Origin of the sequence: Neorhizobium sp. S3-V5DH, assembly GCF_004343065.1 — a bacterium.
Taxonomy (GTDB): Bacteria; Pseudomonadota; Alphaproteobacteria; order Rhizobiales; family Rhizobiaceae; genus Neorhizobium; species Neorhizobium huautlense.
The window spans coordinates 84,402-110,240 of record NZ_SMCL01000020.1; the positions used below are offsets into that span (position 1 = coordinate 84,402).

The window sequence follows — 25,839 nt, forward strand, 5'->3', positions numbered from 1 at the left end:
GACTGGGCGTAAGAGCATTTAATGCCCCGTAAGCGCTCAGTGTTCGGCCTGGTTTCGCCTGCCTGTTAAAACGATAGGAGCCTCTTTCAGCATTCGGTAAGCCGAAGGCGCTAAATTAGCGTCACTAGAATTATGGCCGGCTACTTTGGAGGCTTGATTGGCGGGCAGTTCCCATTTGAGAGAAACCGACGAGCAGCTGCAGGATATGGATATTTTGCAGGCTCTGTTCGAAGGAGCCCATCAGCCGATTCTCATCAAAGATGACCAATCGCGCTTCTTGTATCTCAATAAAAAAGCCTGCGACATGATCGGCATGAAGCCGGAGCATCTCTTAGGCCGCACGGGGCATGAATTTCTGCAAAAATCGGATGCCGACCGAATACGGGCAATAGACGTTGAGGTGATGGCGACCGGCCAGGAAAGCCTGCTCGAAGAAGAAGTAACCGGTCGAGGCGGCGTCACTCGAATCCTGGTAACCCATAAACGTCGAGCACTCCTTCCTATTGGCGGGACGACAAAACCCGTGTTGATCGCGGTTATCTCCGACATCACCAAATTGCGCCGCGCCGAACAGGTTTTACGTGCGAGCGAAGAGCATTATCGTTCTTTTGTGGAGCTCCACCCACAGACCCCGTGGGTGGCGGACGCCTCGGGAGATGTGATCGAGGTCGGACCGAGTTGGCAGCATGCATCCGGGCTCGATTTACACGAAGCTCTCGGACGGGGTTGGGAAAAAACGATCCATCCGCAGGATCTTCCGCACGTCATCGAGCAATGGCAGGCAGCGGTGGAAAACGCCGCCCGCTTCGACATGGTCTATCGCATCGGGCCTGTAAAGGGTCGGTATCGCTGGTTTCGCAACCGCGCGGCACCCCGCCTGAACGAGGCTGGCGAGGTATGCAGGTGGTATGGTCTGCTGGAAGACGTTCATGACCGCCAGCTCGCCCTTAAAGCCTTACAATCAAGCGAGCAGAGGCTGCGCGAGCACCGCGATCGGCTGGAAAAAACCGTCGAGGAAAGGACTGTCGAAGTCCAGTTGAAGAATGTCGAACTGGACCGCCTTCTACAGCAGGAGAGGGCGATCAACGCCCTTCAGCGACGGTTCGTGGCGATGATTTCTCATGAGTTTCGCACGCCGCTTGCCGTTATCGACGGAGCAGCGCAGCGGCTGACCCGCACGAAGGGTGCCGTGACGCCGCAATTCCTTTCCGACAAGTGCGTGCAGATCAAGGGCGCGGTCGTGCGTATGGTCGAGCTGATGGAGAGTATTTTGGCCGCCGGCCGAATAGCCACCGGCACGATCGCAATCGATAAAAGGCCCTGCTCTCTTTCCGCAGTGATTGAGGAATGTATCGCGCACCGGTTGGAGATCAGCAAGGATCATAACATTCGCGCAGATCTCGCCGACCTGCCCGCCTTCCAGATGGTGGATGGTGTCGCGCTCGGTCGGGTCTTCACGAATTTGCTCTCCAACGCAGTGAAATATTCGCCCAACTCTCCCGAAATCGATGTGAGAGGTTGGCAGCAGGGGCAGCGCGTCCTGGTCACCATCAAGGACACCGGTATCGGAATAGATTCGGACGACGTGCCGAAGCTGTTCGAGCCCTATTTCCGGGCGCGCAGTGCAACCGGCATCGCCGGGACGGGGATTGGCCTCAATATTGTGAAGGAAATCATCGAGCTTCACGGCGGTTCGATCTCCGTCGAAAGCGAGCTTGGCCAAGGTACGACCTTTATTCTGGACCTGCCATTTGAAGAGGTCCTTGAGGCAAAGACAGCTTAGGAATGGAACAATGACCACGATCTTATGCATAGACGACGAGCATGATATCCGTCAGCTCCTGGTCGAGGAGATGGAGGATGCCGGTTTCTCGACCCTTCAGGCCGCCAATGGTCAGGAGGGGCTGGATCTTCTGGTCTCCAAATGGCCGGATCTCGTGATCTGCGATATCTCCATGCCGGTCATGAGCGGCCACGAACTTCTGGCCGAGATTCAGGTCAATTATCCTGACTTCGCCGACACCCCCTTCATCATGTTGACGGCTCTGACGGATCGGGAAAATGTTCTCTCGGGACTGCGGGGGGGCGCCGAAGCCTATCTGACGAAGCCGATCGATTTTGATCTGCTGATGGCGAAGGTGACGGGTTGCCTCACGCGAATCGAGAATAACCGAAAGGCCGGCCGGGGCTTTTAGGCCTTGGAGATGTCGAGCGGCGGCGAGGGTAGAAACTCGTCATGGCCGCCGCTGCGATTTTGCTCACGTGTCAGGTGCTTATCAGCCACAGATAGGCGGCAGCAGTCCAGGAGAACCCGAGGCCGCCGCAGCCTTCTCCTGTTACCGGGTCGAAATATTCAGCAAATCCTTCGGATTCGATCGCGGCGATAGTCGACCTTCGCAGGTCCTCGGCCGCGTCCGTATAACGGTTTCGCTTCAGCCCGTCGATCAGCAGCCAATTGATGATTGCCCAGGCCGGGCCACGCCAGTAGCGCTTCGGCTCCCAGCCCACGATGCCCGGTCTGGTGGTCGGAAAGGCGACCTTGAGACCTTCGGACCAGGCGCTCATCTCATTGACCAGAGCATCGGCAACCGGAGCTTCGAGGTCAAGCGCGAGCAGAGGAATAAACCCGGCTTGCGTAGCCGCTTCGATATCCTCGCCCGAGATGAGGTCGCGTGAGACGAAGCGGGAAAGCTTCGGCCGCCACTGGCGGATCAATGCTCTGCGGGTACGATCGTTGAGCGCGGCGATCGCATCCGCTTCCGCACTCCTGCCAAACAAGCGTGCAAGGTATTCGAGGTCCTCCCCCGCCTTCAAGAGGATCGCCGTGGTCTGGATTTCGGCGACCTTGAACGGCGCCTTCTGCCACTGCTTTGCTGGATTCCAGCGGCAGGCGGCATAGGTGTCGACGAGATGGATGAAGCGACTATAGTCCTCGTCACGCGGGCGCATTTCGGCATTCACGTGACCGGTGTCCCTGCGTACCACGGGTGTGTCAGTCGTGGTCGGCACGCGGGCGAGCGCGATGTCCCAGGCGGGAGAATTGTCGCTCCCGCTCTCCCAGGGGTGAAGCAACGCAACGAGGCCAGTGCCCTCCGGATCCCGCGCCGAATACCACCAGCGGTGCCATTTCAGCGCCGCTTCGTAGAGGAGGATGGTGCGGGATCTGGCTTGTGGGCCTGCTGCTTCGAAAACTTTGCGCAAGGCGATCGCGAAGACCGGCGGCTGAGTGATCCCAGAGGTCGGGATCATATGGCTCGTACGCCAGACATCCGGGCCAGGAAAATAGGTGTCACTCGGCTGGTGGAAGACGATATGCGGGATCATGCCGTCCGCCCACTGGCCCTCGACCAATCGTTCGAGTTCGCGATAAGCTCGATCGGTGTCATAAAGTGCAAACCCCATGGCGACGAAGGCGGAATCCCAATTCCATTGGAAGGGGTAGAGCCGGTCCGTCGGAACCGTATAACCGCCGCGATCATTGGCGACGAGAATCCGCTTGGCCTCATTGAGATGCATGTTCATGCCGGGTACTCCGAGATTTCTTAAGCCGTCAGTGCCGGATAGGCTTTGCCGCTCTCGGGCGAAAGCCAGGTAATGCGGTTGCGATCGAGTTTCAGACCGATCGTGTCGCCGCTTTTCACAGTCTCCGATGCGGGCAGGATGACGCGGACCGGCTGGTCGTGAATCGAGCCGGTGAGCAGCAGATGCGAGCCCATAGGCTCGGCAACGCGAACCTTCATCTCCAGACCGGCAGACAGCGGCGCCAGTTCGACAGCCTCACCGCGCATGCCGAGGATCACTTCGTGCCCGGCGTCCTTCGGCGCTGAAATTTGCTCGCCGCCAGCCGCAACCTGGCCGTTTGAGACCGCAACCTTGATAAAGTTCATCGGCGGATTCCCGATGAAACCGCCGACGAAGCGTGTTGCTGGACGATTGTAGATCTCGACAGGACTGCCGATCTGTTCGACGACACCGCCATGCATTACCGCGATGCGGTCGGACAGGCCCATCGCCTCGGTCTGGTCGTGCGTGACGTAAACCGTCGTTGTGCCGGCCGATTGCAGGACGGTTTTGAGTTCGGTGCGCATTTCCAGTCGCAACAGCGCATCGAGGTTCGAAAGCGGCTCGTCCATCAACAGGACCTTGGGCTCGACCGCAAGGGCGCGGGCGACGGCGACGCGTTGCCGTTGGCCGCCGGATAATTTGTTAGGATAGCGATCGAGATAGGGCTCGATATGGAGAAGGCCGGCAGCCTTCTCGACTTGCGCTTTTACACGGAGGTCGTCGGCTTTCTGCATGCGCAGACCGAACGCTACGTTTTCATAGACGGTCATATGCGGGAAGACCGCGTAGTTCTGGAAGACCATGGCCAGGCCGCGGTCTTTGGGAGGCAGGCCGATGATTGAATTGTCGCCAATACGTACGTCGCCGGATGTCGCCGTTTCAAGTCCGGCGATAATGCGCAACAGCGTGGTCTTGCCGCAGCCGGAGGGACCGAGCAGCGACACGAACTCGCCGTCGTGGATCGTCAGCGAGACCTCTTTCAGAGCCTCGAATGCGCCAAAGCTTTTCCGAACACGGTCGATCACGATATTGGCCATGGATAGGTCCCGTTATTTGGAGGAAATGCCCCATATCGCGAAGAGGTAGCGCCTGACCGCGAATATGAAGACGACCGATGGGAGAATGAGCATGAGGCCGCCGGCGAAGCGATAATGCATTGGGCTCTCCGACAGAACCGTCAGCAGATAGGCTGTCAAGGTCCGGTTTCGGACCGTCAGCACAGAGGCGGCAAAGACTTCGTTCCAGGAGATGACGAAAGCGAAAACGGCAGTTGCCACGATGCCCGGAAGCGCCAACGGAGCCACGACCTTGAAGAAAGCTTGGATGCGCGTGCATCCGAATACCCAGGCCGCCTCTTCCAGTTCCTTTGGGACGCCAAGAAAGATTCCTTGCGTGACGAGTGCTGCAAACGGCAATGCCAGCACGGTATGGATCAAGCCAACCCCGACCACCGTGTCGTAGAGGCCGAGCCTGATGAAGGAAACAGTCAGCGGCAGCGCCAGGATCGCCAGCGGAAAAGCGCGCGTGAGCAAGACCAGCAGGCGGTAACTGTCTTTTCCCCAGAAATTGTAGCGCGCAAGTGCGTAGCCCGCCGGTGCCCCAAGCAGGATCGAGAGCGCAACCGTAATCCCCGCCGCTGCCAGTGAGTTTAGAAAGGACTGCACGACGCCTTCCGTCTTCAGGAACAGGACGAATGGGTCGATCGAGATACCGATCGGAAGGCCGGTCTTCGGCCATTGATAGACGCCCTGGCGTCCGCCAAGCGCCCCAAGGGCAACCAGATAGATCGGCACCAGAACCCAGGCGCAGAGTGCTGCTATGCCGCTCCAGAGGAGCCACCGGCGGGAAGAAATAAAACCTGCGGGTTTTGTCGAACTCATGGCAGGCGCTCCGGATCGACTTTGATTGCCTTGAGGTAAACGAGGGTTGCGGCGAGCGAGATGACCATGATTAAAACCGCGTAGGCCGCTGCGACGCTGTAGTTCTGGTTCTGGTTCTGCCAGTTATAAGCCTCCCCCACCAGGACCGGGAAATTGCGCCCACCGAGCGCATAGACGACGGCGAAGACCTCGAAAGCGAGGACCGTCCGCAGGATCAGTGCCGATTGCAGCGCCGGCCGGATGAGCGGAAGCGTGATGCGCCAGAAGCGCGTCCAGGGTCCTGCACCGAAGATCTCGGCGGCTTCCCTGAATTCCTTCGGCACCTGGTTCAGCCCCGCGACGATGATGACCATGACGATTGCCGTGCCGCGCCAGATCTCGGCGACGGCAATGGCGAAGAAAAGTGCCACCGGTGTCTGGTAGGAAAGCCATCCTGTTTGCCGCTCGATAATCCCAAACCCGAAGAGCACGGAATTCAGGTAACCCGTGTTTTGCAGGATCGACAGCCAGACCAGGCCTGCCGCCAGGTCGGAAATACCGAGCGGAATCGTCCAGATCCAGAGGATGGTTTCACGTCCGCGCCCGACTTTTGCGACCATCGAACCCATCACCAGCGCGATAGCGATCTGGACCGGCACGACCATCAGGGTCAGCAGGAAGGTATTCCTGAGCGAGCGTGTGAAGTTGATGTCGTTCACCATGCGGTCGGCATTGGCTAGCGAAAGGGCGCCATTGTCCGACACCGCGAGCCATATTGTCTGCACCAGCGGCACGATGAAGAGCAACGCCAGAAAGGCGACGGACGGCAGGATCAGAAGATAGGGAATCCAGCGGCGATCATTGGTCATCAGCTCCCGCCTCCTAAAGCCATCGTTCAGGGTGAGCGCCCGGGCATTTGCGCCCGGCCGCCAGTTCGGCCTTGAAAGGCATTATTGGACGGGGCAGGGACCGTCGCTTCTGGCATCTGGTGCCCAGCAGCGAGCCTTCGTGTCGGCCATCAGCTTGGTGAGCGTCGCGGCCTGGGCCTTCAAAACGTCGCCCACCGGCTCGTTGCGGAGGATGATGCGCTGGAACGCGTCCATGTAGACCTTGTTGAACTCGCCGCCCTTGTCTCCGAGCCCGACGGGAAGCAGCGAGATCAAGGCATCCTTGGATGTCTGCGTGGCCGTCACCGCTCCGGCAAGCAGGGCCACGCCGGGATCAAGGTCTTCCGGCAGCTTGACGTTCAGTGTCGGAAAGAAGCCCACTCGTGAAGCAGTCATGAGCTGCACATCGGGCGTCGTGAGATGCTCGATGACCTTTGTTGCCCCAGCCTTGTCCGGTGAGCCTTTGGGAATTGCAAGCCCCGCGACAACCGGCATATAACCCCGGCCCTTTGGCCCAGAGGGCGCCGGAAACACGACATAGTCATCAGGCGAAGCGGAAATGGCGTTCTTCAGCCGCGCGATATGATCCCAGGCGACCATGACTTCGCCGGCAGCCAGCGGCTCCTGCATGAAGTCGTAGTTGGTCGAATTGGGGGTTACGAAGGCCCAGAGGGCCTTCAGTTTTTCCCAGCCGGCCGCCGCCTCGGCGCCCTGAAAGGTACGCACCACACCGCCGGTGAAGGACGGATAGAAATAACCCTGGAAGTACCGGGCCATCAGGCCTTTTGGTCCTGCGGGAAAGCCAATCTGCGGCTGGCCAGTGGCCTCCTGCATCTTCTTGCCCCACTCGATCAGCTGGTCGTAGCTCAGCGCGTTTACGTCCGTGCCGGCCGGCAGATATTGAAGTGCTTCCTTGCGGGCAGCCATCACATAGGTCGCCTGCATCCACGGGATATATTGCTGGTTTGGTTTTCCAAGCTTGCCGAGATCAAGGACCGCCTGCGGCATGCCGCCAGCGGCAAGCTTTTTTGCCAGATCGTCGAGGGGCTCCAGTGCGTTCTTGTCGGCGAGCGGCGAAAGCTCTCCATGCAAGGCGCCAACGAGGCTCACGGTATGTTTCCCGGCCTGACGCTCTGCCTCCATTCGCACCGCAAATTGTGGCGGTTCTTCCACCACATAGTCGACGTCGCCAACGTCTTGCAAAAGCTCCTCGCGAACGACGGTCGCCTCTTCGATCGGGCGAAGCTGGGTCGACACGAAAATCGTCTGGGCAAGCACCGGTGAGGCGAAAGCCAGCACGGTGGAAGCCAGAATTCCAAATGATACGATACGTTTCATATTCTCCTCCTCCAGTTTCTTTCTGTAAGCTGTGCTGCTGCTTATGCTGCAATCGGTGGGCGGCGGTGACTGTCGCGGTCGACAAACTCGATCGGGTGAAGTTCCTGGAGATCCTCTGCCGGTTCCCCGGCAATGGCGCGAAGCAGCAAGGAAGCGAAGCTCGCGCCGAGGTTCCCTCCAGTCATGCGCATGGTCGAGAGCGGTGGACTGGTAAAGGCGTCCATTGAAAGGTCGTCGTGACCGATGATAGCGATCTGACTTCCGCCCTCGACCTCACGGAGCGCACGGAGCGCGCCGATCGCCATCTCGTCGGTGGCGCAAATAAGCGCGGTGGGGCGGGAAGGCTGGCTCAGGAGCTTGAGTGCTGCAAGATATCCGCCTTGTTCTGTTGGCGGACCTTCGCAGCAAAGACTGGCCTGAAGGCCGACCTTCTGCATCGCCGCTTGCCAACCCATACGGCGCACATGCGCAAAATAATACTCCTGAGGCCCCGCGATATGGCCGATCCGTTGATGGCCGTCTGCGTGAAACCGCAGTGTCGCGGCATGGAAGCCCGCAAATCCGTCGCCATCGATATAGGGATGAGGCACTGGGCTTTCGGTGCGGCCGTTGGTGACGAAAGGAATGCCACGGGACTGCAGGAATTCCACGCGCTCGTCCTTACGCTTGGTGCGGACGAGCAACATGGCATCGACGCGCCGTCCGTCGACGAAACGGCGGCAAATTTCGAGTTCGCTTTCGCCGCGCGGAACGGGCGCGATGACCAGGTTGAGGCCGGCGGCAGCGAGATGTTCGGCACAGCCCGAGAGCATATCGAGGAAGTGAGGCGGGCCGATATGGCCGGGGTCGCTCGGAAGCGTAACCGCCACCAGTTCGGCGCGTTGCCGGCGAAGTCTGCGGGCAGAAGCATTTGGCCGATACCCCGCCTTTTCTGCAGCATCGCGGACGCGCTCACGGGTCGCGGCGGAAACATCCGCGTAACCGTCGAGTGCGCGGGAAACCGTGGTGATCGACAATCCGAGCGACTGCGCAAGCTGCTTTAGGTTGGCCAACTTCTCACTCCCAGAACGACCAAGACGATTCTCCAAAACGTTTTGGGAGTCAAGCCAAAACGTTTTGGATTGAGGGGAATGGTGCGGGGAAGATGATCGACGGACAGGGGGGCGGGAACAATAAGGAGAAAAATCGGCGCGGCGCCCATTCACCTGACCGACTCCGCCCGCTAAAACTCATCCTTCTGTTTTGCTAGATTGGATTTTCAGCCATGGCCGATAGCGTTACCGATCGTTTTCTCCGTTACGTCGTCATCGATACCCAGTCGGATGCCAAGTCGCCGACCCAGCCTTCCACCATGAAGCAGAAGGACCTCGGCAGATTGCTGGTTGAGGAACTGCTGGCGATCGGGGTGAGTGACGCGCATCTCGATGAGCACGGCTATGTCTACGGAACGATTCCGGCGACCACCACGAAGAACAATGTGCCCGTCGTCTGCTTCACCGCCCATATGGACACGGCACCCGATTTTTCCGGCACCGGTGTTAAGCCGCAGATTGTCAAAAACTATCAGGGCGGCGATATCCGGCTTGTCGGCGACCAAACCCAGGTCATCAGGGTTTCCGAACACTCGGTGCTGAAGGACCTGATCGGCCATGACATCGTCACGTCCGATGGTACGACGCTCCTGGGCGCCGACGACAAGGCCGGCATTGCCGAGATCATGTCGGCCGCCGAGTTCCTGATCAACAATCCCGACATTAAGCACGGCGCGATCCGTATCCTCTTTACAACCGACGAGGAGATCGGCCGCGGTGTCGACAAGGTGGACCTGGCGAAGCTCGGCGCCGATTTCGGCTATACGCTCGATGGCGAAACTGCCGGGACGATCGAAGACGAGACCTTTTCCGCCGATGCAGTCGAGATTGACATCAGGGGGGTCGCGATCCATCCGGGATTTGCCTATGGCAAGATGGAGAATGCCATCCGCATCGCCGGTGCGATCATCGACCGTTTGCCGAAGGACCTGGCGCCGGAGACCACCAGGGGTCGCGACGGCTTCATCCATCCGACGGGCATTTCCGGCGTGATGGAAAGGGCGAACTTGAGTTTCATCATTCGGGATTTCACGGAGCAAGGCCTCAAGACCAAGGAAGCGTTGCTCGAAAAGATCACCAGGGAGGTGCTGGCCGCTTATCCGGGCTCGAGCTTCACCTTTACGGTGAAGGAGCAGTATCGCAACATGAAAGCAGTGCTCGACAGGCATCCCGAGATCGTGGACTATGCGGTCGAAGCGATCCGCCGGGCCGGCATGGAGCCGGTTCGCGGCAGCATCCGCGGCGGCACGGACGGTTCGCGGCTCTCCTTCATGGGGCTTCCCTGTCCGAACATCTTCGCCGGCGGTCACGCCTTCCATTCGCCGCTCGAATTCGTCAGCAGCCAGGACATGGAAAAGGCGGTGAAGACCGTCGTCGAGCTTGCCAAGCTCTGGGAAGAGCGAGCTTAAGACGCGGTAGCGGTGGACCGCTGACCTCGCCGGCTTGGTCGCGACTGAGAACAAGGCGATTGCAAAAGGGTTTGCGCTATGTGCCGCGAACGAGAACGGCATAGGGGATTCCACGTATCGTTTAGCGCAGGTGAAAACCCGGGATTGCCGCATAGTCACATTCCGGCGATAAGAGGCGCAACACATGGCGGGGGCCAACGAGGACCGAGGCGAAAATCGCTTCGGTCCTCTTTTTTATTGATCGCCTGCATCCCGCGCCACGCCCGAAGCAAATATTGATCTGCCCCCGACATCAGGTTGCTGGGGCGCCGCGGCATGGCGTCCTCCCTGCTTATCTGGCATTGGGTATCTCGGCCGAGATGGAGGCCAGACCCAATCGCGAGAATGAAAAAGGCCGCTGTAATAAGGCGGCGGGTGGACAAATGCGCAGTCCGATCTAACTCACCGGGAGCCACTAAAGGCTTACGGAGGAGCATTCATGAATAGAAACGTGATAATCGGTATCGTTGCAGTCATAGTCATCATCATAGCCGTGATGATGTTCATGCCAGGATCCCAAGAGCCTGCCGGGACAGCTACCGCTCCAGCAACACCTCCAGCCTCGACGGGGACGACCCCGCCAGCAAGTCCAGCACCGGCTACGCCGGCTCCTTCGAATTAACGAGCCGACCAGGAGGCCGCCACATCTGGCGACCTCCTCGCCTCCAACATGGACTGAGAGTAAAGACGACGTACGAGCCAAGCGCCATGTGTGCCAGAACGGCTCCTTTATCGGCCCGTTAACCACGTTCCTTGCCGAAACGTTAGGTTTTCCCGCGTGTACTCGGTCTCGGGGGCACAGGAGAAACACCGATGCCTTATGGGTTGCTACTTGTCGCCGGGCTCGTCGCATGCGTGTTGAGCATTTCCGCACTCAATGACGACGCCAATGACGAGCCACTTGTCGGAGACATGCAAGTTGACTTGCCAGCGGGCCGCTGATGCGACGGCACGATGAGGAAACCCGCCGCGCAAGGCGACGGGTTCCCCAGTTTTCATGCGCCACTATGGGCGAAGCCGATGCAATGTGGCGCTGAGAGTGGGCTTCGCGTACTTGCAGCCTAAACACCGCAACTCCGGAGAGGGTTCCCCGTATGGGACTTCGGTCCGAAGGTCGCGGCCCATCGTAGGACTTTCGCCCTTAGCAACGGCCAACCCCGACGAACTTTTTCCTTGTCCCAAACCGGTTTAAGCTTTCGGCGAACACACCCGGCGGCGGGAATGGAAGGCCGTTGCGTGCCTTCATCCACCTTGAACCAGCCGCATTTCCGACCTAGCTTCCGACCATCCGCAACACCGACAGGATGGTCAACCATGGATATCAATCCGATCGCAATGCCGCTTCGCCTTGCAATCCGGAGGTCTGTCCATGCCTGCTTCCATCACTCTGTCCAATCTTTCGTGGTCCACGCCTGACGGTCGGCCGCTTTTCTCAAACCTGAACCTCAGCTTCGGAATAGAACAGGCCGGGCTTGTCGGTCGTAACGGCGTCGGCAAGACGACACTCCTGAAGCTTATCACGGGCGAGCTTTCGCCCGCTTCCGGCGCAGTGTCCATCTCCGGCACATTCGGCATGTTACATCAGAGCGTACAGGTCGGACCCCATGAGACGATCGCCGATCTGTTCGGCACACGTGCAGCACTCTGCCTCCTCGCCCGGGCCGAACACGGCGAGGCGACGGCAGACGAACTCGCCCGGGCCGACTGGATGCTGGAAGCGCGTATGGCGGAGGCCTTGGCGCGCGCCGGGTTGGACGCAAATGCGCAAACGCCGCTCCAGACCCTCTCGGGCGGCCAGCGCACCCGCGCCGGGCTTGCGGCGCTGATCTTCGCCGAACCGGATTTCCTCATCCTCGATGAACCGACCAACAATCTTGACCGTGACGGCAGGCGGGCTGTGATCGATTTTCTCTGCCAGTGGCGAGATGGGGCGATCATCGTCAGCCACGACCGCGAACTGCTCGAGACCGTCGATGCGATCTTCGAGCTGACGTGGCTCGGCGCCAATCGCTACGGCGGCAACTGGAGCCATTACCGGGAGCGGAAGACATTGGCGCTGGCGACCGCAGAACATGATCTTGCAGATGCCGAAAAGCGAATGGCAGAGGTCAACCGCACCGTTCAGGAAACGACGGAGCGCAAGGCGCGACGCGACAGCGTTGGAAAAAAGAAGGCGGCGAGGGGAGATATGCCGCGCATCGCGGCGGGCGGCCTAAAACGCAAGGCGGACAACACCAGCGGTGAGAATGCCCGGCTTGCCGAGCGCCGCCGGGGTCAGGCAATCCGGGATATTTCTTTGGCGCGGGAAAAAATCGAGATTCTCCAGCCGCTTCTGGTCACGTTTTCGCCGACTGGCCTGCCGGGGAACAAGACTGTGCTGAGGATGGAGAACGTCACCGCGGGTTACGCTCCGGACGTTCCGGTCCTGAGCAAACTCTCCTTCGAAATCATCGGGCCGGAGCGCATCGCCGTAACAGGCCCGAATGGATCGGGCAAGACCACGGTGTTGTCGCTCGTTACCGGCCGATTGCACCCGTTTTCGGGCACAATAAAGGTAATGGTGAAGACCGCCATGCTCGACCAACAGGTAAGCCTCCTGGATCCCACATCGACGATCCGAGACAATTTCAGGCGGCTCAATCCTAGCGCGGATGAAAACGCCTGCCGGGCGGCGCTGGCGCGCTTCATGTTTCGCGCCGACGCTGCCTTACAGGTTGTCGGCTCGTTGTCGGGTGGGCAGGTGCTGCGTGCAGGCCTTGCCTGCGTGCTCGGTGGATTGGAGCCGCCATCGCTGCTCGTCCTCGATGAGCCGACCAATCACCTTGACATCGATTCCATCGCTGCGGTGGAAGCCGGATTGCGCGTCTATGATGGCGCGCTTCTGGTGGTCAGCCATGATGAAATGTTTCTGAATGAGATCGGTGTTACCCGTCGGCTCGCACTCGGTATCGGGCCCTAGATTTCAGTGAAGCTGGCGGTCGTCACGAGATTGACGCCGGCCTCGGCGAACTGTGCATTGTAGCGGTTGATGATTGCCGATGCCGCCTCGTCCGGCTGGTCGAGCGTACTGTGCGCATCCGAAATGACCGTGACCCTGAAACCGTTTGATAGGGCGCCTTTCACCGTTGCCGCGACGCAAAAATCCGTCTGCGCTCCAAGCAACACCACTTCGGGCGCGTTCTGCTCCTCGATCCAGCGGCCGAGATCAGGATTGCTGAAGGCATCACCAACGCTTTTCGAGAAGGTCGGCTCGTCGTCGGCCTGGCCAAGCGCGGGCCAGACGGGCCAGCCGGGCTCGCCGGGCGCCAGGGGGTCGCCTGGAGGCCCATCATGGCGGATGAAAGCGATCCTTCGACCCTGCCGGCGAGCCCAGTCCAAGATGGCTCTCGCCCGTTCGACCAGACGGTCAGCCTCATTGAGAGGTGGATCGGCAACGCCGTCAAACATGCCAGTCTGAAGATCGATGACGATGATCGGAGCCTTTCCGGATTTCGGTTTGATCGGCATAGCAGTACCTTCGCAGCCTCATATCGGTTGATACTAGTTTGCCTGCAACGGGAGTTTCAAGAGCGAAGGCGTCGCTACGGTCCAAGGGCAGCGTCTCGAGACAACCGGTTAGCCGTTATTGAATGCCGCGTGACCTATCTCAGCAGGCCTTGCCCGCCATCGACGAAAATAGGTACGCCTGTGACATGCCGCGAACGGCTGGACGCCAGGAACAGGATGACTTCGGCCACGTCTTCGCTTTCTCCTGCCTTGCCGCCGGTTATCGGAATATCACCTTTCGGGAATTTGACCGGGACCGCCGTATCTTTTTCGCTGCGCACGGTCGTGTTATCATTGATGTTCGTATCGATTGCTCCCGGGCAGACCGCATTGACCCGAATTCCATGCTTGCCGAGTTCCAGGGCGAGTTGCTGCACCACGGCTACCTGTGCCGCCTTGGTCGCGACATAGGCCGTGGCGCCCGGTGTATTGAAGGTGCGATTGCCGTTGATCGAAGAGACGACGATCACAGAGCCGCCCTGTCTTTTCAGATACGGCACCGCGGTGTGGAACGTCAGATAGGTGCCGCGCAGGTTGATCGCGATCGTCTTGTCAAATTCTTGCGGTTTCAGGTCGTCGATCGGAGCCCAAACGCCGTTGATTCCCGCATTTGCGACTACAATATCGATGCGCCCAAAAGTCTTCGCCAGCCTGTCTACGGCTTCGCGCATCTGAGATTCGTCCGACACATCCGCTTCCAGGCTGACAGCCTCGCCGCCTGCATTTCTTATGTCATCGACGGTCCTGTCGATTTCTTCCTTCGTATGCCCAAGCACGCCGACTTTGGCGCCTTCAGCTGCAAGCTTGATCGCTGCCGCCTTGCCGATGCCCGAACCCGCGCCTGTCACCAGAGCCACTTCAGATCGAAATTCCATGAGCCCATCCTGTCGGTCAATGCCAGCGCGTGCTGCGCGGAAACGAACGAGGGAGGCGGCCCAAGGTTCCGCCGCTCAGCGTGGATATTGCTCATCAAGGATGCGCAGACCCTCGACAAATTTGGATATCTCTCCCCCCATTTGTTTTGCCTGAGCCAGATTATCGTTCAGATCAGCGCGCTTGACGGGCCGTGCAAGCGAGTTGGAGATGGAACGCCGGACAAATTCGAAATAGTCCTCGCCGTCGCGTTTGCTCAATGCATCCACTGCCGCGACGATCTGTTCAGGAAAACCCTCCTGGCGCAGGCGATCCAATGACCAGCCCGGTCCTTTCTCGACGACATCGTGCAGCCAAGCGACAAGCTTTTCGTCGCTTCCGTAAACTTGTTCGGCCACTCGTCGCACATGTTCGATGAACGGGCCCCCGGTCTTGGACGATTGTCCCTCATGTGCGTCAACGGCGATCGCGATCGCTCTTGCAAGCAAATCCCTCTGCGGCATGAAAAACCCCTTTGATGGAGTGCCAGCGAGGCGTCCCGCTACTCTCTGTCTCGATCTTGCTCGTATTGAGCGATCGGAAGCGCACGCAACCAATTTTCCCGACGCTTCACCCAAATTTCGTAGGTCGGTTCGAGATCGGAAGGCGCCATGTCGAGCGACCCTACACGGATCTCCACGGCGTCTCCGTCGCTCTCGTTAAAGACACGCGAACCGCAATCCGGACAGAAACCGCGGCCGCGGAAATATCGCACATCGCCCGAGCTTTTAAAGGCGTTCCGCGGCCAGAGGCCGAAGGTAACGAAGCTCGAGCCGCTTTCCTTGCGGCAGTCGACGCAGTGGCAAAGGCCGATGCGAAGAGGAGCGTCCCTCACGCTGTATGTCACCTTGCCGCAGAGGCAGCTGCCTGACCGGACTATCATCGGCTTCCTCCTTATCCGTTCGTCCGACGAATGCAGGTAGGGCGGGAACCCAATAATGGAAAGCCCGACGGACGCTTGTGCCGGCCATCAAAAAAAGGCCGGCTCACGCCGACCTTTTCGTCTATCAGTCAACACCTCAGCAATCCGACGACTGGCCGCTTGTATTGGCACCAGCCTCACCTGCCGTGACGTTGGTATTACCGGTCTTGTCCGGCATGTTCGAGGTGCTCTTCGTTTGCAGATTGGGCGCACAGTTGGTGCGCGTGCTGTGGGTGGTCATATCGTCGGTGGCTTGTGGCGCATGTGTCGCACCTGGGTTGACCTTATTCAAAGGATCACCAGGCTGGTCCTGCGCATTGCCGCCGCCGCTGCTTTGAGCAAAGGCGCTCGTCGCCAGTCCAAGTGACAGAAGAGATATCGAGATTATCTTGAGCATGGTCTTTCTCCGTTGGTCCCTACCCGCCACTGATGACGCTTAGCTAACTGACGAAAAAGTAAACCGTTCCATCCAGAAGTGGCACGAGTAGGCGGGACTGATGCAAGCGGCCGTGATCACAGGTCGGCAAGGTACGTGTTTTCCGCTCGCGAGCGAGCGTAGACCGAAGGGTCTATATCAGCAAAGATCAGTGCCTCGTCGGTGATCGATGCTCGCCCCAGCAGCTTGCCGTCCGGCGCGGCGATGGACGACAGGCCAGCGTAGGAAAAGAGCGGATCGGAGCCGCAATGATTGATGTAGGCCACGAAAACCTGGTTTTCGAAAGCGCGCACCTTAATCATGTGTTCGGTGATAAAATCCCCCGACGAACCGGCCGGCAGCGCCGTCGGTACAGCGACAAGATCGGCGCCCGCCTTGGCGAGACGACGCACGTTTTCGGGGAATTCCACGTCGTAGCAGATCAGGAACCCGATCCGGATGCCGCTGATATCCGCCAGAACCTCGCGTGGGTCTTCCTGACGGAACCATTTCCGTTCATAGGGCCCGTAGAGATTGCATTTGCGGTAGACCGCCGTCTGTCCCTTGCCGTCGGTAAAGAAGGCACTGTTGAAGGTGTTTTCAAACGCCTTCTCCGCAAAGCCCGCAAGGATGGCAATCCCATGCACGGCGGCAATCTCCGACAGTTTATCCGTCACCGGTCCGTGAGCGGGTGTGGCGAGTTCGGGAAAGGCTTCAGCGGCACCGTAACCTGTCAATGCCAGTTCCGGAGCGATAAGCAGCCTGGCATCTTCTTGTGCAGCTTTTGCCGCGGCACCTGCAATTTTGTCGAGGTTTGCCTCGATATCGCCGACGACCGGCTCCATCTGAAAGCCGGCGATTTTCATTTGTCCTCCGAGAGAGCACCGAGCAGTTTCGGTAGGTCACCGAACCGTGCCACCAGACCGAAAATGACCGCCGCAATGACCAGGAACAGCACCGTCACCGAAGCCATGGTCGGCGTATATCCATAGCGCAACGCGTTGAAAATCTTGATGGGCAGCGTTTCCATGGTGAAGCCGATCGTCATGTAGGCCACGATATATTCGTTGAGCGACAGCACGAAGGCGAAGGCGTAACCGGAGACGATATACGGCAGGATGAGCGGCAGAACGATGGTACGGAAAATCGTCCGATCGTCGGCGCCCATTGTCGCTGCCGCCTCGACCAGAGAGCGATCGATGGCTGAAAAGCCGAGGGACAGTGTCACAAGCGGCAGAGTGACGAAGAAAATCCCGTGACTGATGACCGCCGTCCAGGACTGACCATAAAAGCCGGTTGTCGCCCAGAAGGTAAGGAGACCAAGCGCCGTGATGACGGGTGGTAGCGTGAAGGGGGCGACCCCGAGAAGCTGGAAGATATTGGCCCAGGGCGCCAGGCGGCGCCACAGGAACCAGGCGAGCGGCAGGGCGATCAGCAGTGCCAGCAGGGCTGATGTGGCCGCCAGCGTCAGCGAGGCGACCAGGGCGTTGCGCCATTCTGGATTGGTGAAGATCTGGGCGTACCAGGAGAGCGAAAAGCCTTGAGGCGGGAAAGCAAGCGTCTGCCGCTGATTGATCGAAACGCCGGCAACGACGATCAGAGGCAAGGCCAAAAACAGACCGACGACGAAGAACAGCAGGCGGCGCAGCGCTGTCATTTCGCCTCCTTCTGCCGTCCGGCATAAACTGCAAGGCCGACCAGTGCGAGCGACACCAGCACCAGGAAAACTGCCATTGCGGCAGCGAACGGCATGTTCGACTGATAGATTGCCTGGTCTGTGATGAGAACCGAGAGTGTCCAATGTTGCGGCCGCCCCAAAAGTTGCGGCAGCAGATAGGAGCCAAGCGCGAAGATGAAGACCATGATCAGCGTTGCGAGGATGGTGTTGCGCAAGGCTGGCACAACAACGGTAAAAAAGGCCTTTGCCGGCGAAGCACCAAGCGTACGCGCAGCTTCCGAAAGCGTCGGATCAAGCCGGACCAGGGCTGGATAAAGGACGAGGACAGTGTAGGGGAACGCCTGGTAGGCCATGGCTGTCATCACCGCACCAAAGCTTGGCGTCAGGGCCTGGGCTTGGCTCATCAATCCCAGCCAGACGAAGAGATTGGTGATGCCGGCAGTGCGCGAAAAAAGCGTCGACCAGGCAAAACCGATCATCACCTCTGAAAGGGAAAGGATGGAGAGCAGCGCGACCAGCCAGGCGATCTGCGTCTTGCGTGAGGAGCGAGCGAGCAGATAGGTGAAGGGCACCCCGACGACGACGCAGGCAATGGCGACCGCGACGGCGAGAAACAGGGAAAAGCCGAGGACTTTGCCGAAGAAGAGGCTCAGGAACCTCGCATAGTTGTCTAGCACGAAGGCCGGCGTATAAAAGCCGCCTTGTTGGCGTTGGAAAAATGAAACGGCGATCATCGTGGCAAATGGCACCACGAAAAACAGGGTCAGCATGCCGGCCGGGAAGAACAGCGGCCCGTAATCGCCTAGGCGTTGCGGCGGTTCACGTCTCATTTGGCGAGCACCACGCTTGTCGCTGGATCGAGCTTGATGCCGACCGTCTGACCGACGTGAACCGCTGGCCGGTTTCGCGGCGAAGAAACCGCAATCACCTGCTGGCCGCCTGCCTCCACGAATGTCTCGATCGTGCCTCCGAGGTCGCGCACGAAGGTCACTGTCCCAGGAATCAAGCCATTGCCTGCGGGCGCCAGTTGAACGTCTTCGGGACGCACCGAAAGCAGACCCTTCTCCGGTCCGGTGAGCGGAGCCAGTCCTTCGATAGATGTTCCGAGCACGGCGGCGCGGCCGGTGCTGTCGGTTTCGAATGGCAGGAGGTTGGTCTGGCCGATGAAGTCCGCAACGAAGCTGTCGGCCGGGCGGCGGTAGATATCAACTGGCGCGGCCGCCTGCCGGATCTCGCCGCCGTTCATCACCACGACCGTGTCGGCCATTGTCATCGCTTCGCGCTGGTCGTGGGTGACGACGATGGTGGTGATGCCGAGCCGCTGCTGCAACTGGCGCAGTTCAACCTGCATCGCTTCCCGAAGCTTGGCGTCCAGCGCCGACAGCGGTTCGTCGAGCAGGAAAAGTTTTGGCGAGATCGCAAGCGCCCTGGCGATCGCGACGCGCTGGCGCTGGCCGCCCGAGAGTTTGTTGACCGAGCGGTCGGCGAAACCCGGCAGATGGATCATCGCCAGAAGTTCGTCGACGCGCTTCTTCTGCGCGTCCTTGTCCGCGCCCCGGATGCGCAGCGAATAAGCGATATTTTCGCCGACCGTCAGATGGGGGAAGAGCGCCAATGACTGGAAGACCATGCCGAGATCGCGCCTATGGGTAGGCACCTGGGTGATGTCGGCGCCGCTGAGCCTGATTGAGCCGCCGGTCGGCAAATCCAGGCCGGCGATCATCCGCATCAGCGTGGTCTTGCCGCAGCCCGAGGGGCCGAGAAGGCAGACGAAGCTGCCGTCCGCCACCGCGAGGCTCACGTCGTTGACTGCGGTGAAAGTGCCGAATTGCTTCGTCACATGCTCAAGGATCAATCCGGACATTTTGCTCTCGTCAATCGGCTCGGCGAGTGGTGGGGGACCCTCCCCTCAAGGGGGAGGGATTAAGCGGCTGCGGCCGATGTTAGCCGTTCCCGAACCTGAGCGTAACCCTCGTCACAGAAGACAAGCGGTTCCCGTCAGCCCGCGATCATCTCGGTCCACTTCTGGTTCAGGAAGTCGGACTTGGTCTGATACAGATCGTAGCGCGGGACGATTGGCTCGATTTCGGAAGATACGGCGGCGAATTCTTCCGCGGTTAGATCGAGCAGGTCGCGCTTAATGGTCGGAGCAGTGCCGACCTTGCGCGACAAGATCGCCTGGATGGCCGGCTGGCACATGTAGTTGATGAAAGTGTGAGCTTCTTCCGTTTTCTTGGATGCGCGTGAGAGTGCCCAGCAGCCGGAATCCTGGATGCCACCTTCCTTCGGGAAGGTGGAGCGCACCGGATTGCCATCCGCGGCGGCAAGACCGGTGACATCGTGGTAGTACTGCCCCATCGGGATTTCGCCGGATTTCAGCGCCTGTTCGAACTGCGCCTCATCGCGATACCACAGGCGCACATTCGGCTTCAGCTCGGCGAGCTTCTCAAGCGCCTTGACAATGCCTTCCTCGGTGTCAAGCGCCTTGGTGCCGCCCATGAAGGTCTTGGCAGTCACTTCGAGAAGGAAGGAGTTGGACACCAGGGCGAGCAGACCGAGCTTGTCTTCCTTGTCCTTTTCCCACATTGCGGCCCAGGATGTCGGTGCCTCCTTGAACACGTCGGTGTTCGACACGAGCGTGATGTACCAGGAGACTGCACCGATGCCTGCGACCTTGCCGTCGGGATATTTGTTGACGAAACGGTCGATCAGGTTTTTCGCATTTGGAATTTTGGCGAGGTCAAGTGGTGCCCAGAGATTGGTGGACTGGCCCTTCAGCATCGAGACCTGCGACATCATCGAGACGTCGGCAGGTGCGGCACCGGCTTTGGCGGCCTGCTCGAGCTGCACCAGCCAAGCCTCGCCGGTCGGTTCCGCGACGGATTCGACAGCAATGCCGCTGGCCTTTGTAAAGTCGGCAAAAATGTTCTTGTCGAAAGAGTCCTTGAAGTAGCCGCCGTATACGCCGACCTTCAGGCTCTTGTCCTGAGCGCGCAGCACGGCCGGCATGGCCAGCATGGAAGCACCGGCGATCCCTCCGCCGAGCACGGCACGGCGGCCGATCTTGTTGTTGAAGATATCGGACATGATGTCTCTCCTTTGTTTGCCGGACGGTTCTTGGCCTGGACCGGCTTGTTCCCACTCTTCTATCGAACTTTAAATCAGCTTCGGCCCTTCACGGAAGGGCTGAACACCATCAGGCTCAGGATTTCGAACAGCATCTGCGCGCCAGCATGCGCCGTATTGTGAGTGGCGTCATATTGTGGCGCGACCTCGACGACATCACCGCCGACAATGTTGATGCCTTTCAGGCCGCGGATCAATTCGAGCGCTTCGCGGGTGGTGAGGCCACCGATTTCAGGCGTGCCCGTACCGGGTGCAAAACTCGGGTCGAGGCTATCGATGTCGAAGGAAACATAGGTCGGACCGTCGCCCACGATCGCCTTGGCTTTCTCGACGATCGCCTGAATACGGAGGCCGGTCACTTCTTCCGCGTGGATCACTGTCATGCCCGACTCATAGGAGAATTCCCACAGATATTCGGCCGCCCCGCGGATACCGATCTGTATCGTGCGCGTCGGGTCAAGTACGCCATCCAGTACGGCGTTGCGGAAGGGACCGCCGTGGTGGAACTTCGTTTCGTCGAAGAGGCCGCTCGTATCGCAATGGGCATCGATATGGATGAGCCCGACGGGAGCCCTCTTGCCGACTGCCTTCAAGATCGGATGAGTGATCGAGTGATCGCCGCCGACCGACAGCGGCAGCACGCCGGCATCAACGATCTGATTGATCCGCTTCTCGATGTCGTCGTGGCTCATTTCCAACCGGTAGCGGCTGCGGAAAGGCACGTCGCCAATATCGGCGACCTTCAGTTCATGCGCCGGTGCGCATTCCAGGACGTGGTTATAGGGGCCGACCCGCTCGATCGTGCGTAACGCCCGCGGCCCGAAGCGTGAGCCTGGCCGGTTGGTGACGCCGAGGTCCATCGGCATGCCGATCATGGCCACCTGCAGATCACCGAAATCCGGGTTTTGTGCATCAACCGGCAGGTAGGGAGCGTCAAGCAGCGTCGGTATTCCGGCATAGGGAGCAACGCGCGTACCCGCCTTGTTGAAGATCTTCTCGCCGACCTTCCTGAATTTTGCATCGAAGATCTCGCCGCCGTGGCTGTTGAGATATTTGGCTCGCAATTCCTCGAGCTTCTTGCCGTCGAAAGCCATGCATGCCTCGCCTTTTTTTCTGCCGCGTCGGGGGACGCAGCCTAATTTTTGTTCCCATGGGGCAATCGCCCTCGTTTTCATCATTATCAATCAGGAGAGACTGGAAAAGCAATTGAGATTGTTCTAGGGGTTTGTGTGAGAAAAACTCACAATAAGGATCAAAATGACCGGCCGGCTGCCGCCCCTCAATCCGTTGCGCGCTTTCGAGGCGACGGCCCGCAGCGGGTCGGTCTCGGCAGCGGCGCGTGAGTTAAACGTTACTCATGGGGCGGTCAGCCACCAGATTAAAGCGCTGGAGGAGTCGCTGAACGTTTCCTTGTTCGAGCGCGGCGGCAAGCGGCTCAAACTCACATCTGAGGGCGCATTACTGCTTCCCGCCGTCACTCAAGCCTTCGGCGAGATTGCTGCCGCCACCGCGCAAATGAAGCGCCCTGCGACAAGCGGTGAGCTGTCGATCACCTGCGTTCCGGCGCTCCTGTCCTTCTGGATCGTTCCGCGGCTCAACACCTTCACGGAGCAATTTCCGGGCGTCAGGCTGAAGATCTTCGCCTCCAATGACCCGGCGCAGCTTCATTCACCTGACGTGGACGTCTGTATTCTCTATGGGGACGGCAATTGGCCGGACGCGTGGACACGGCTCTGGAGCAATTTGCAACTGTTCCCAGTCGCCAGCCCGACGCTTTTGAACAGCCGGCCGCTGCGCTCCATGCGTGATCTCGAAGACCACGTCTTGCTGCACGGCGATGCGGATGGCCGTGAGTGGAATACTTGGCTTTCGGCCGCGGACGCCATCGAGCTGCCGCGTCGGCAGCAGCATTTTATGGGAGACGCCCGCTTCTCCACGGAAGCCGCGTTGCATGGACAGGGCATTGCACTTGGCGACACGATCACCGCCAGCAATCTGATCGCCCGCGGCGAACTCGTGGTTCCTTTCGACTTGAGCGTGGCAGCAAACGATTCCTTCTATGTCGCTTGCCGTCCTGCAGTGCGTGCCACGCCCATCGTGCGCGTCTTCATCGATTGGATATTTGCCTCGCTCGAAGCGGATCGGATTGCGGAGCCACAAACATCCGCTCGGACGCTGCTGCGGGGGCGCAGAGCATAAAAAAGAAGCCGCCCGAGGCAAAGTCGGGCGGCTTCAGTTCGTTCACGGAAGAACGGAAGGCTTAAGGCTGCGTACCGGTCCCGCCAGTACCACCGGCAGGCGGTGTTGCTGGAGCAGGATTGGCAGCCGGCGGAGCCGGAGTTGCAGGAGCCGGGGCCGGAGAGGCGTTGTCGGCGGCCGGCGGCGTGGTTGAAGAGGTGGTTTGGGGATCGGTGGGCGAACTGCCCATCTGCGACCAAACGAAGGCGCCGACAAGAATGACGGCGAGCACGGCTACCCACGGCACCCACGAGGAGCTGCGGCGAACTTCCATATTGTTGTTCACCCCGGGGGTTGTGCGAGGTTCATTCAATCTGTCATTGGGATCATAAGTCATGATGCTTCCTCCTTCTGCCTGGCTTTCAATGCCTCGGCGCGCGATTTGTTCCCGGAACTTTCAATCGGAGATGGTCGCTCAACGGGAGCGCTGGCTTGAACGGGCAAAATCAGGAATGGAAAAACGCCTCCGGTAAGCTGCCGGAGCAAGGCCGGTCACCCGTTTGAAAAGGCGGCGGAAGAAGGCGGGTTCTTCGTATCCGACCTGCCAGCTGATCTCGTCGACCGACATATCCGTACGCTCCAGCCGGCGCTTGGCCTCCTCGATCCGCAGCCGTTGAACATAACTGAGCGGGCTGATGCCTAAAGCACTGGTGAAGCGCCGTTTGAAGGTGCGCTCGGTCAACCCGGAATGGCGGATCATCTCTTCGAGCGGATTGGCAACCGAGAAATGCGCAGCAATCCAATCCTGCGCCGATCTGACGGCCGTGTCGCCGTGGTCCCTGCGCCCTTCGAACACGATGTAAGGCGCAAGCCCGTCCTGATGCCATTGAAGCGCAAAACTGCGGGCAATAGCCTGCGCTGCTGCGGCTCCGGCATGACGAGCAATCAGATAAAGAACGAGGTCGTGCCATGTCATCGACGCGCCGGACGTAACGAGATTCTCGCGGTCGCCTGAGACAACCAGCACCCGTTCAGGATGGATGCAAACCTTAGGAAAGGTCTTCGCAAAGGTATCGGCGTAGCCGAAATGCACGGTGGCGTCGGCGCCGTCGAACAGACCTGTTTCTGCCAGCAGGAAGATGCCGGAACATGCCGAGCACAGGAGGGCGCCCTTGTCGTGCATGCTGCGTATCCAGGCAACCAGCTGCGGATATCGACCTTTCTGCCAGCCATCTGCTGCGAGCAATATGGAGGGAACAATGATGATCTCGGTAGTTTCGATTTCTCCAATACTCCGCTGCACGGTAATCGGCACGCGACTTGCCAGCGGTAGCGGACCCGCCTCAAGCCCGACGATCTGTACTTCGAAAGGTTGCGATCTTGCAGGTCCCGGAGGCGGGAAAACGGAAAAGGCGTTCATAACGTCGAACACACCGCTGAGCGTCGAGACCACCGCGTCGGGAATAGCCACAAGGCTCACATGTATCGGCCTGACATCCGTTCCGGTCGCCTCACGCGACATCACCCTTCTCCATATCGATTCGTGCCGCTGCAACCAGGTGGCCCAAACGACCCGATTTTGGTGTTTCCCGCTCTGCCGGTCGAGCCCCTGACCTGCGATCTTCCAGTCATCATCACAACAGATGAATGAAAAGGAGATAGCAATATGGATTATGTTACGAGCACTGCGATAGATCCGGCAAAGCTGGACGCAATCGTTTCCCGTGCCATCGGGGATCTTTCCGCCGGTTATGGAGGCGTGATGATCAGCATCGGCAACCGCCTCGGCCTTTACAAGGCAATGGCAGGTGCAGGCCCGCTGACTTCGCGGGAGCTTGCAAACCGCACGTCCTGTGCGGAGCGCTATGTGCGCGAGTGGCTGAACTCGCAGGTCGCAGGCGGCTATCTCGCCTACCACGCCGCAACGGATCGTTTCGAACTCACCCCGGAACAGGCGCTGGTACTTGCGAATGACGAAAGCCCGGTTTTCGTCGCAGGCGCCTGGGCCGTGCCGGCCTCCATGTGGGCGGATGAGGACAAGGCGCTTGAGGCCTTCCGGACAGGATCCGGAATCCCCTGGGGAGACCACGACGGCCGTCTTTATTGCGGCGTCGCTTCGTTCTACCGGAACGCCTACAAGGCCAGTCTTGTCCCTGAATGGCTGCCTTCGCTTGATGGCATCATCGAAAAACTGACGGCCGGGGCGTCTGTTGCCGATGTCGGTTGCGGTTATGGCCATTCCACGGTCATGATGGCAGAAGCCTTCCCGGCCTCGCGCTTCCGGGGTTTTGATACGCACCATAAATCCGTTCTCGAGGCGAGGAAGATTGCAGCCGATGCGGGCGTCGCAGACAGGGCGACGTTCGAACAGGCACGTGCGGAAGACTATCCTGGGGCAGGTTATGACCTGATCTGCTTCTTCGATTGCCTCCATGACATGGGCGACCCGCTCGCTGCTGCAAAACACGCTGCACGAATGCTCGCCCCTGGCGGTACCGTGATGCTGGTGGAGCCCTTTGCCAATGATCGCGTGGAGGACAATATTTCGCCCGTCGCGCGCCTCTATTACGCGGCCTCGACAACCATCTGCTGTGCGCATGCCATTTCCGACGGCGGCCGCACCGTGCTGGGGGCACAAGCCGGCGAGGCGCGATTGCGGGATCTGTTCTACAAGGCAGGTTTCACCCACTTCAGGCGGGCCATGGCAACGCCGTTCAATCTGATCCTTGAAGCGCGGCTTTGACTTGACCTGAAGGAGATCGGGGGCGGGAAAGAATATCCCGCCCTTATACATTGAGAGGCCGGAGCGTCTGTTATGATGCTCCGGCCTCGTTTGTCATTGGGGTGATCGCAACACCGCAATGGCTGAGGGCAA

The 25,839-nt window shown here is 59.6% G+C and carries 25 protein-coding genes; 6 read left to right on the forward strand and 19 right to left on the reverse strand.

Going from position 1 to position 25,839, the window contains the following annotated elements:
- The first annotated feature begins 157 nt into the window (after positions 1-157).
- Entirely contained in the window at positions 158-1,783 is a 1,626-nt protein-coding gene (locus EDE09_RS22150; RefSeq protein ID WP_105370999.1) for a PAS domain-containing sensor histidine kinase, read from the forward strand.
- A gap of 10 nt (positions 1,784-1,793) precedes the next feature.
- The gene (locus EDE09_RS22155; protein ID WP_105371000.1) at positions 1,794-2,195 is read left to right on the forward strand and encodes a response regulator; all 402 of its coding nucleotides are present in this window, start codon (positions 1,794-1,796) and stop codon (positions 2,193-2,195) included.
- A gap of 70 nt (positions 2,196-2,265) precedes the next feature.
- Here EDE09_RS22155 and EDE09_RS22160 read toward each other — a convergent pair whose 3' ends face one another.
- The 6 genes from EDE09_RS22160 to EDE09_RS22185 all read right to left on the reverse strand — a co-directional run bounded on the left by EDE09_RS22160 (position 2,266) and on the right by EDE09_RS22185 (position 8,700).
- Entirely contained in the window at positions 2,266-3,522 is a 1,257-nt protein-coding gene (locus EDE09_RS22160) for a neutral trehalase (protein ID WP_132412970.1), read from the reverse strand.
- 20 nt (positions 3,523-3,542) lie between these two features.
- Positions 3,543-4,601 (reverse strand): ABC transporter ATP-binding protein, encoded by a 1,059-nt coding sequence (locus EDE09_RS22165; RefSeq protein ID WP_132412972.1) that lies wholly within the window; start codon positions 4,599-4,601, stop codon positions 3,543-3,545.
- Positions 4,602-4,613: 12 nt separating this feature from the next.
- Positions 4,614-5,444: a carbohydrate ABC transporter permease gene (locus EDE09_RS22170; RefSeq protein ID WP_132412974.1), complete on the reverse strand. Its 831-nt coding sequence runs from the start codon at positions 5,442-5,444 to the stop codon at positions 4,614-4,616.
- Positions 5,441-6,292, reverse strand: a complete 852-nt coding sequence (locus EDE09_RS22175; RefSeq protein WP_105371004.1) for a sugar ABC transporter permease — start codon at positions 6,290-6,292, stop codon at positions 5,441-5,443. The genes EDE09_RS22170 and EDE09_RS22175 overlap by 4 nt, the downstream gene beginning before the upstream one ends.
- A gap of 81 nt (positions 6,293-6,373) precedes the next feature.
- Entirely contained in the window at positions 6,374-7,648 is a 1,275-nt protein-coding gene (locus EDE09_RS22180) for an ABC transporter substrate-binding protein (protein WP_132412976.1), read from the reverse strand.
- A gap of 41 nt (positions 7,649-7,689) precedes the next feature.
- Positions 7,690-8,700, reverse strand: coding sequence for a substrate-binding domain-containing protein (locus tag EDE09_RS22185; RefSeq protein ID WP_105371006.1), 1,011 nt, complete (start codon positions 8,698-8,700; stop codon positions 7,690-7,692).
- Positions 8,701-8,912: 212 nt separating this feature from the next.
- Between EDE09_RS22185 and pepT the strand changes: the two genes are divergently transcribed.
- Positions 8,913-10,148, forward strand: a complete 1,236-nt coding sequence (gene pepT, locus EDE09_RS22190; RefSeq protein ID WP_132412978.1) for a peptidase T — start codon at positions 8,913-8,915, stop codon at positions 10,146-10,148.
- Between the two features lie 1,408 nt (positions 10,149-11,556).
- A complete protein-coding gene (locus EDE09_RS22200) occupies positions 11,557-13,146 on the forward strand; it encodes an ABC-F family ATP-binding cassette domain-containing protein (protein ID WP_132412980.1) in 1,590 nt (529 codons plus the stop codon).
- Here the strand turns inward: EDE09_RS22200 and EDE09_RS22205 are convergent.
- The 11 genes from EDE09_RS22205 to speB all read right to left on the reverse strand — a co-directional run bounded on the left by EDE09_RS22205 (position 13,143) and on the right by speB (position 21,880).
- Positions 13,143-13,694 carry an isochorismatase family protein gene (locus EDE09_RS22205; protein WP_105371010.1) on the reverse strand — a complete coding sequence of 184 codons (552 nt, stop codon included), beginning with the start codon at positions 13,692-13,694 and terminating at the stop codon, positions 13,143-13,145. The two genes, EDE09_RS22200 and EDE09_RS22205, sit on opposite strands and share 4 nt — an antisense overlap.
- 134 nt (positions 13,695-13,828) lie before the next feature.
- The gene (locus tag EDE09_RS22210; protein WP_105371011.1) at positions 13,829-14,608 is read right to left on the reverse strand and encodes an SDR family NAD(P)-dependent oxidoreductase; all 780 of its coding nucleotides are present in this window, start codon (positions 14,606-14,608) and stop codon (positions 13,829-13,831) included.
- 75 nt (positions 14,609-14,683) lie between these two features.
- On the reverse strand, positions 14,684-15,109 hold the full coding sequence (locus EDE09_RS22215; protein ID WP_105371012.1) for an HD domain-containing protein: 426 nt from the start codon (positions 15,107-15,109) through the stop codon (positions 14,684-14,686).
- A gap of 38 nt (positions 15,110-15,147) precedes the next feature.
- Complete coding sequence (locus tag EDE09_RS22220) at positions 15,148-15,528, reverse strand: GFA family protein (RefSeq protein ID WP_105371013.1); 381 nt, start codon at positions 15,526-15,528, stop codon at positions 15,148-15,150.
- Positions 15,529-15,664: 136 nt separating this feature from the next.
- Positions 15,665-15,964: a hypothetical protein gene (locus EDE09_RS22225; protein WP_105371014.1), complete on the reverse strand. Its 300-nt coding sequence runs from the start codon at positions 15,962-15,964 to the stop codon at positions 15,665-15,667.
- Between the two features lie 116 nt (positions 15,965-16,080).
- A complete protein-coding gene (locus tag EDE09_RS22230) occupies positions 16,081-16,848 on the reverse strand; it encodes a carbon-nitrogen hydrolase family protein (protein ID WP_105371015.1) in 768 nt (255 codons plus the stop codon).
- Positions 16,845-17,639 carry an ABC transporter permease gene (locus EDE09_RS22235; RefSeq protein WP_105371016.1) on the reverse strand — a complete coding sequence of 265 codons (795 nt, stop codon included), beginning with the start codon at positions 17,637-17,639 and terminating at the stop codon, positions 16,845-16,847. The genes EDE09_RS22230 and EDE09_RS22235 overlap by 4 nt, the downstream gene beginning before the upstream one ends.
- A complete protein-coding gene (locus EDE09_RS22240) occupies positions 17,636-18,490 on the reverse strand; it encodes an ABC transporter permease (protein ID WP_105371017.1) in 855 nt (284 codons plus the stop codon). The genes EDE09_RS22235 and EDE09_RS22240 overlap by 4 nt, the downstream gene beginning before the upstream one ends.
- Positions 18,487-19,524, reverse strand: a complete 1,038-nt coding sequence (locus EDE09_RS22245) for an ABC transporter ATP-binding protein (RefSeq protein WP_105371018.1) — start codon at positions 19,522-19,524, stop codon at positions 18,487-18,489. Before EDE09_RS22245 ends, EDE09_RS22240 begins: the two co-directional genes overlap by 4 nt.
- A gap of 134 nt (positions 19,525-19,658) precedes the next feature.
- Positions 19,659-20,747 carry an ABC transporter substrate-binding protein gene (locus EDE09_RS22250; protein ID WP_105371019.1) on the reverse strand — a complete coding sequence of 363 codons (1,089 nt, stop codon included), beginning with the start codon at positions 20,745-20,747 and terminating at the stop codon, positions 19,659-19,661.
- Positions 20,748-20,821: 74 nt separating this feature from the next.
- Positions 20,822-21,880 (reverse strand): agmatinase, encoded by a 1,059-nt coding sequence (speB, locus tag EDE09_RS22255; protein WP_105371020.1) that lies wholly within the window; start codon positions 21,878-21,880, stop codon positions 20,822-20,824.
- A 163-nt stretch (positions 21,881-22,043) separates the two neighbouring features.
- On the opposite strand from speB, the gene gcvA reads away from it, so the two are divergent.
- A complete protein-coding gene (gene gcvA, locus EDE09_RS22260) occupies positions 22,044-22,985 on the forward strand; it encodes a transcriptional regulator GcvA (protein ID WP_105371021.1) in 942 nt (313 codons plus the stop codon).
- Positions 22,986-23,046: 61 nt separating this feature from the next.
- Here the strand turns inward: gcvA and EDE09_RS22265 are convergent, their stop codons facing one another.
- Positions 23,047-23,361, reverse strand: coding sequence for a hypothetical protein (locus EDE09_RS22265; protein WP_105371022.1), 315 nt, complete (start codon positions 23,359-23,361; stop codon positions 23,047-23,049).
- Between the two features lie 78 nt (positions 23,362-23,439).
- Positions 23,440-24,486: a helix-turn-helix domain-containing protein gene (locus EDE09_RS22270; protein WP_105371023.1), complete on the reverse strand. Its 1,047-nt coding sequence runs from the start codon at positions 24,484-24,486 to the stop codon at positions 23,440-23,442.
- Positions 24,487-24,630: 144 nt separating this feature from the next.
- Here EDE09_RS22270 and EDE09_RS22275 point away from each other — a divergent pair, with 144 nt between their 5' ends.
- Positions 24,631-25,707 (forward strand): class I SAM-dependent methyltransferase, encoded by a 1,077-nt coding sequence (locus EDE09_RS22275; RefSeq protein WP_105371024.1) that lies wholly within the window; start codon positions 24,631-24,633, stop codon positions 25,705-25,707.
- Positions 25,708-25,839 lie beyond the last annotated feature (132 nt).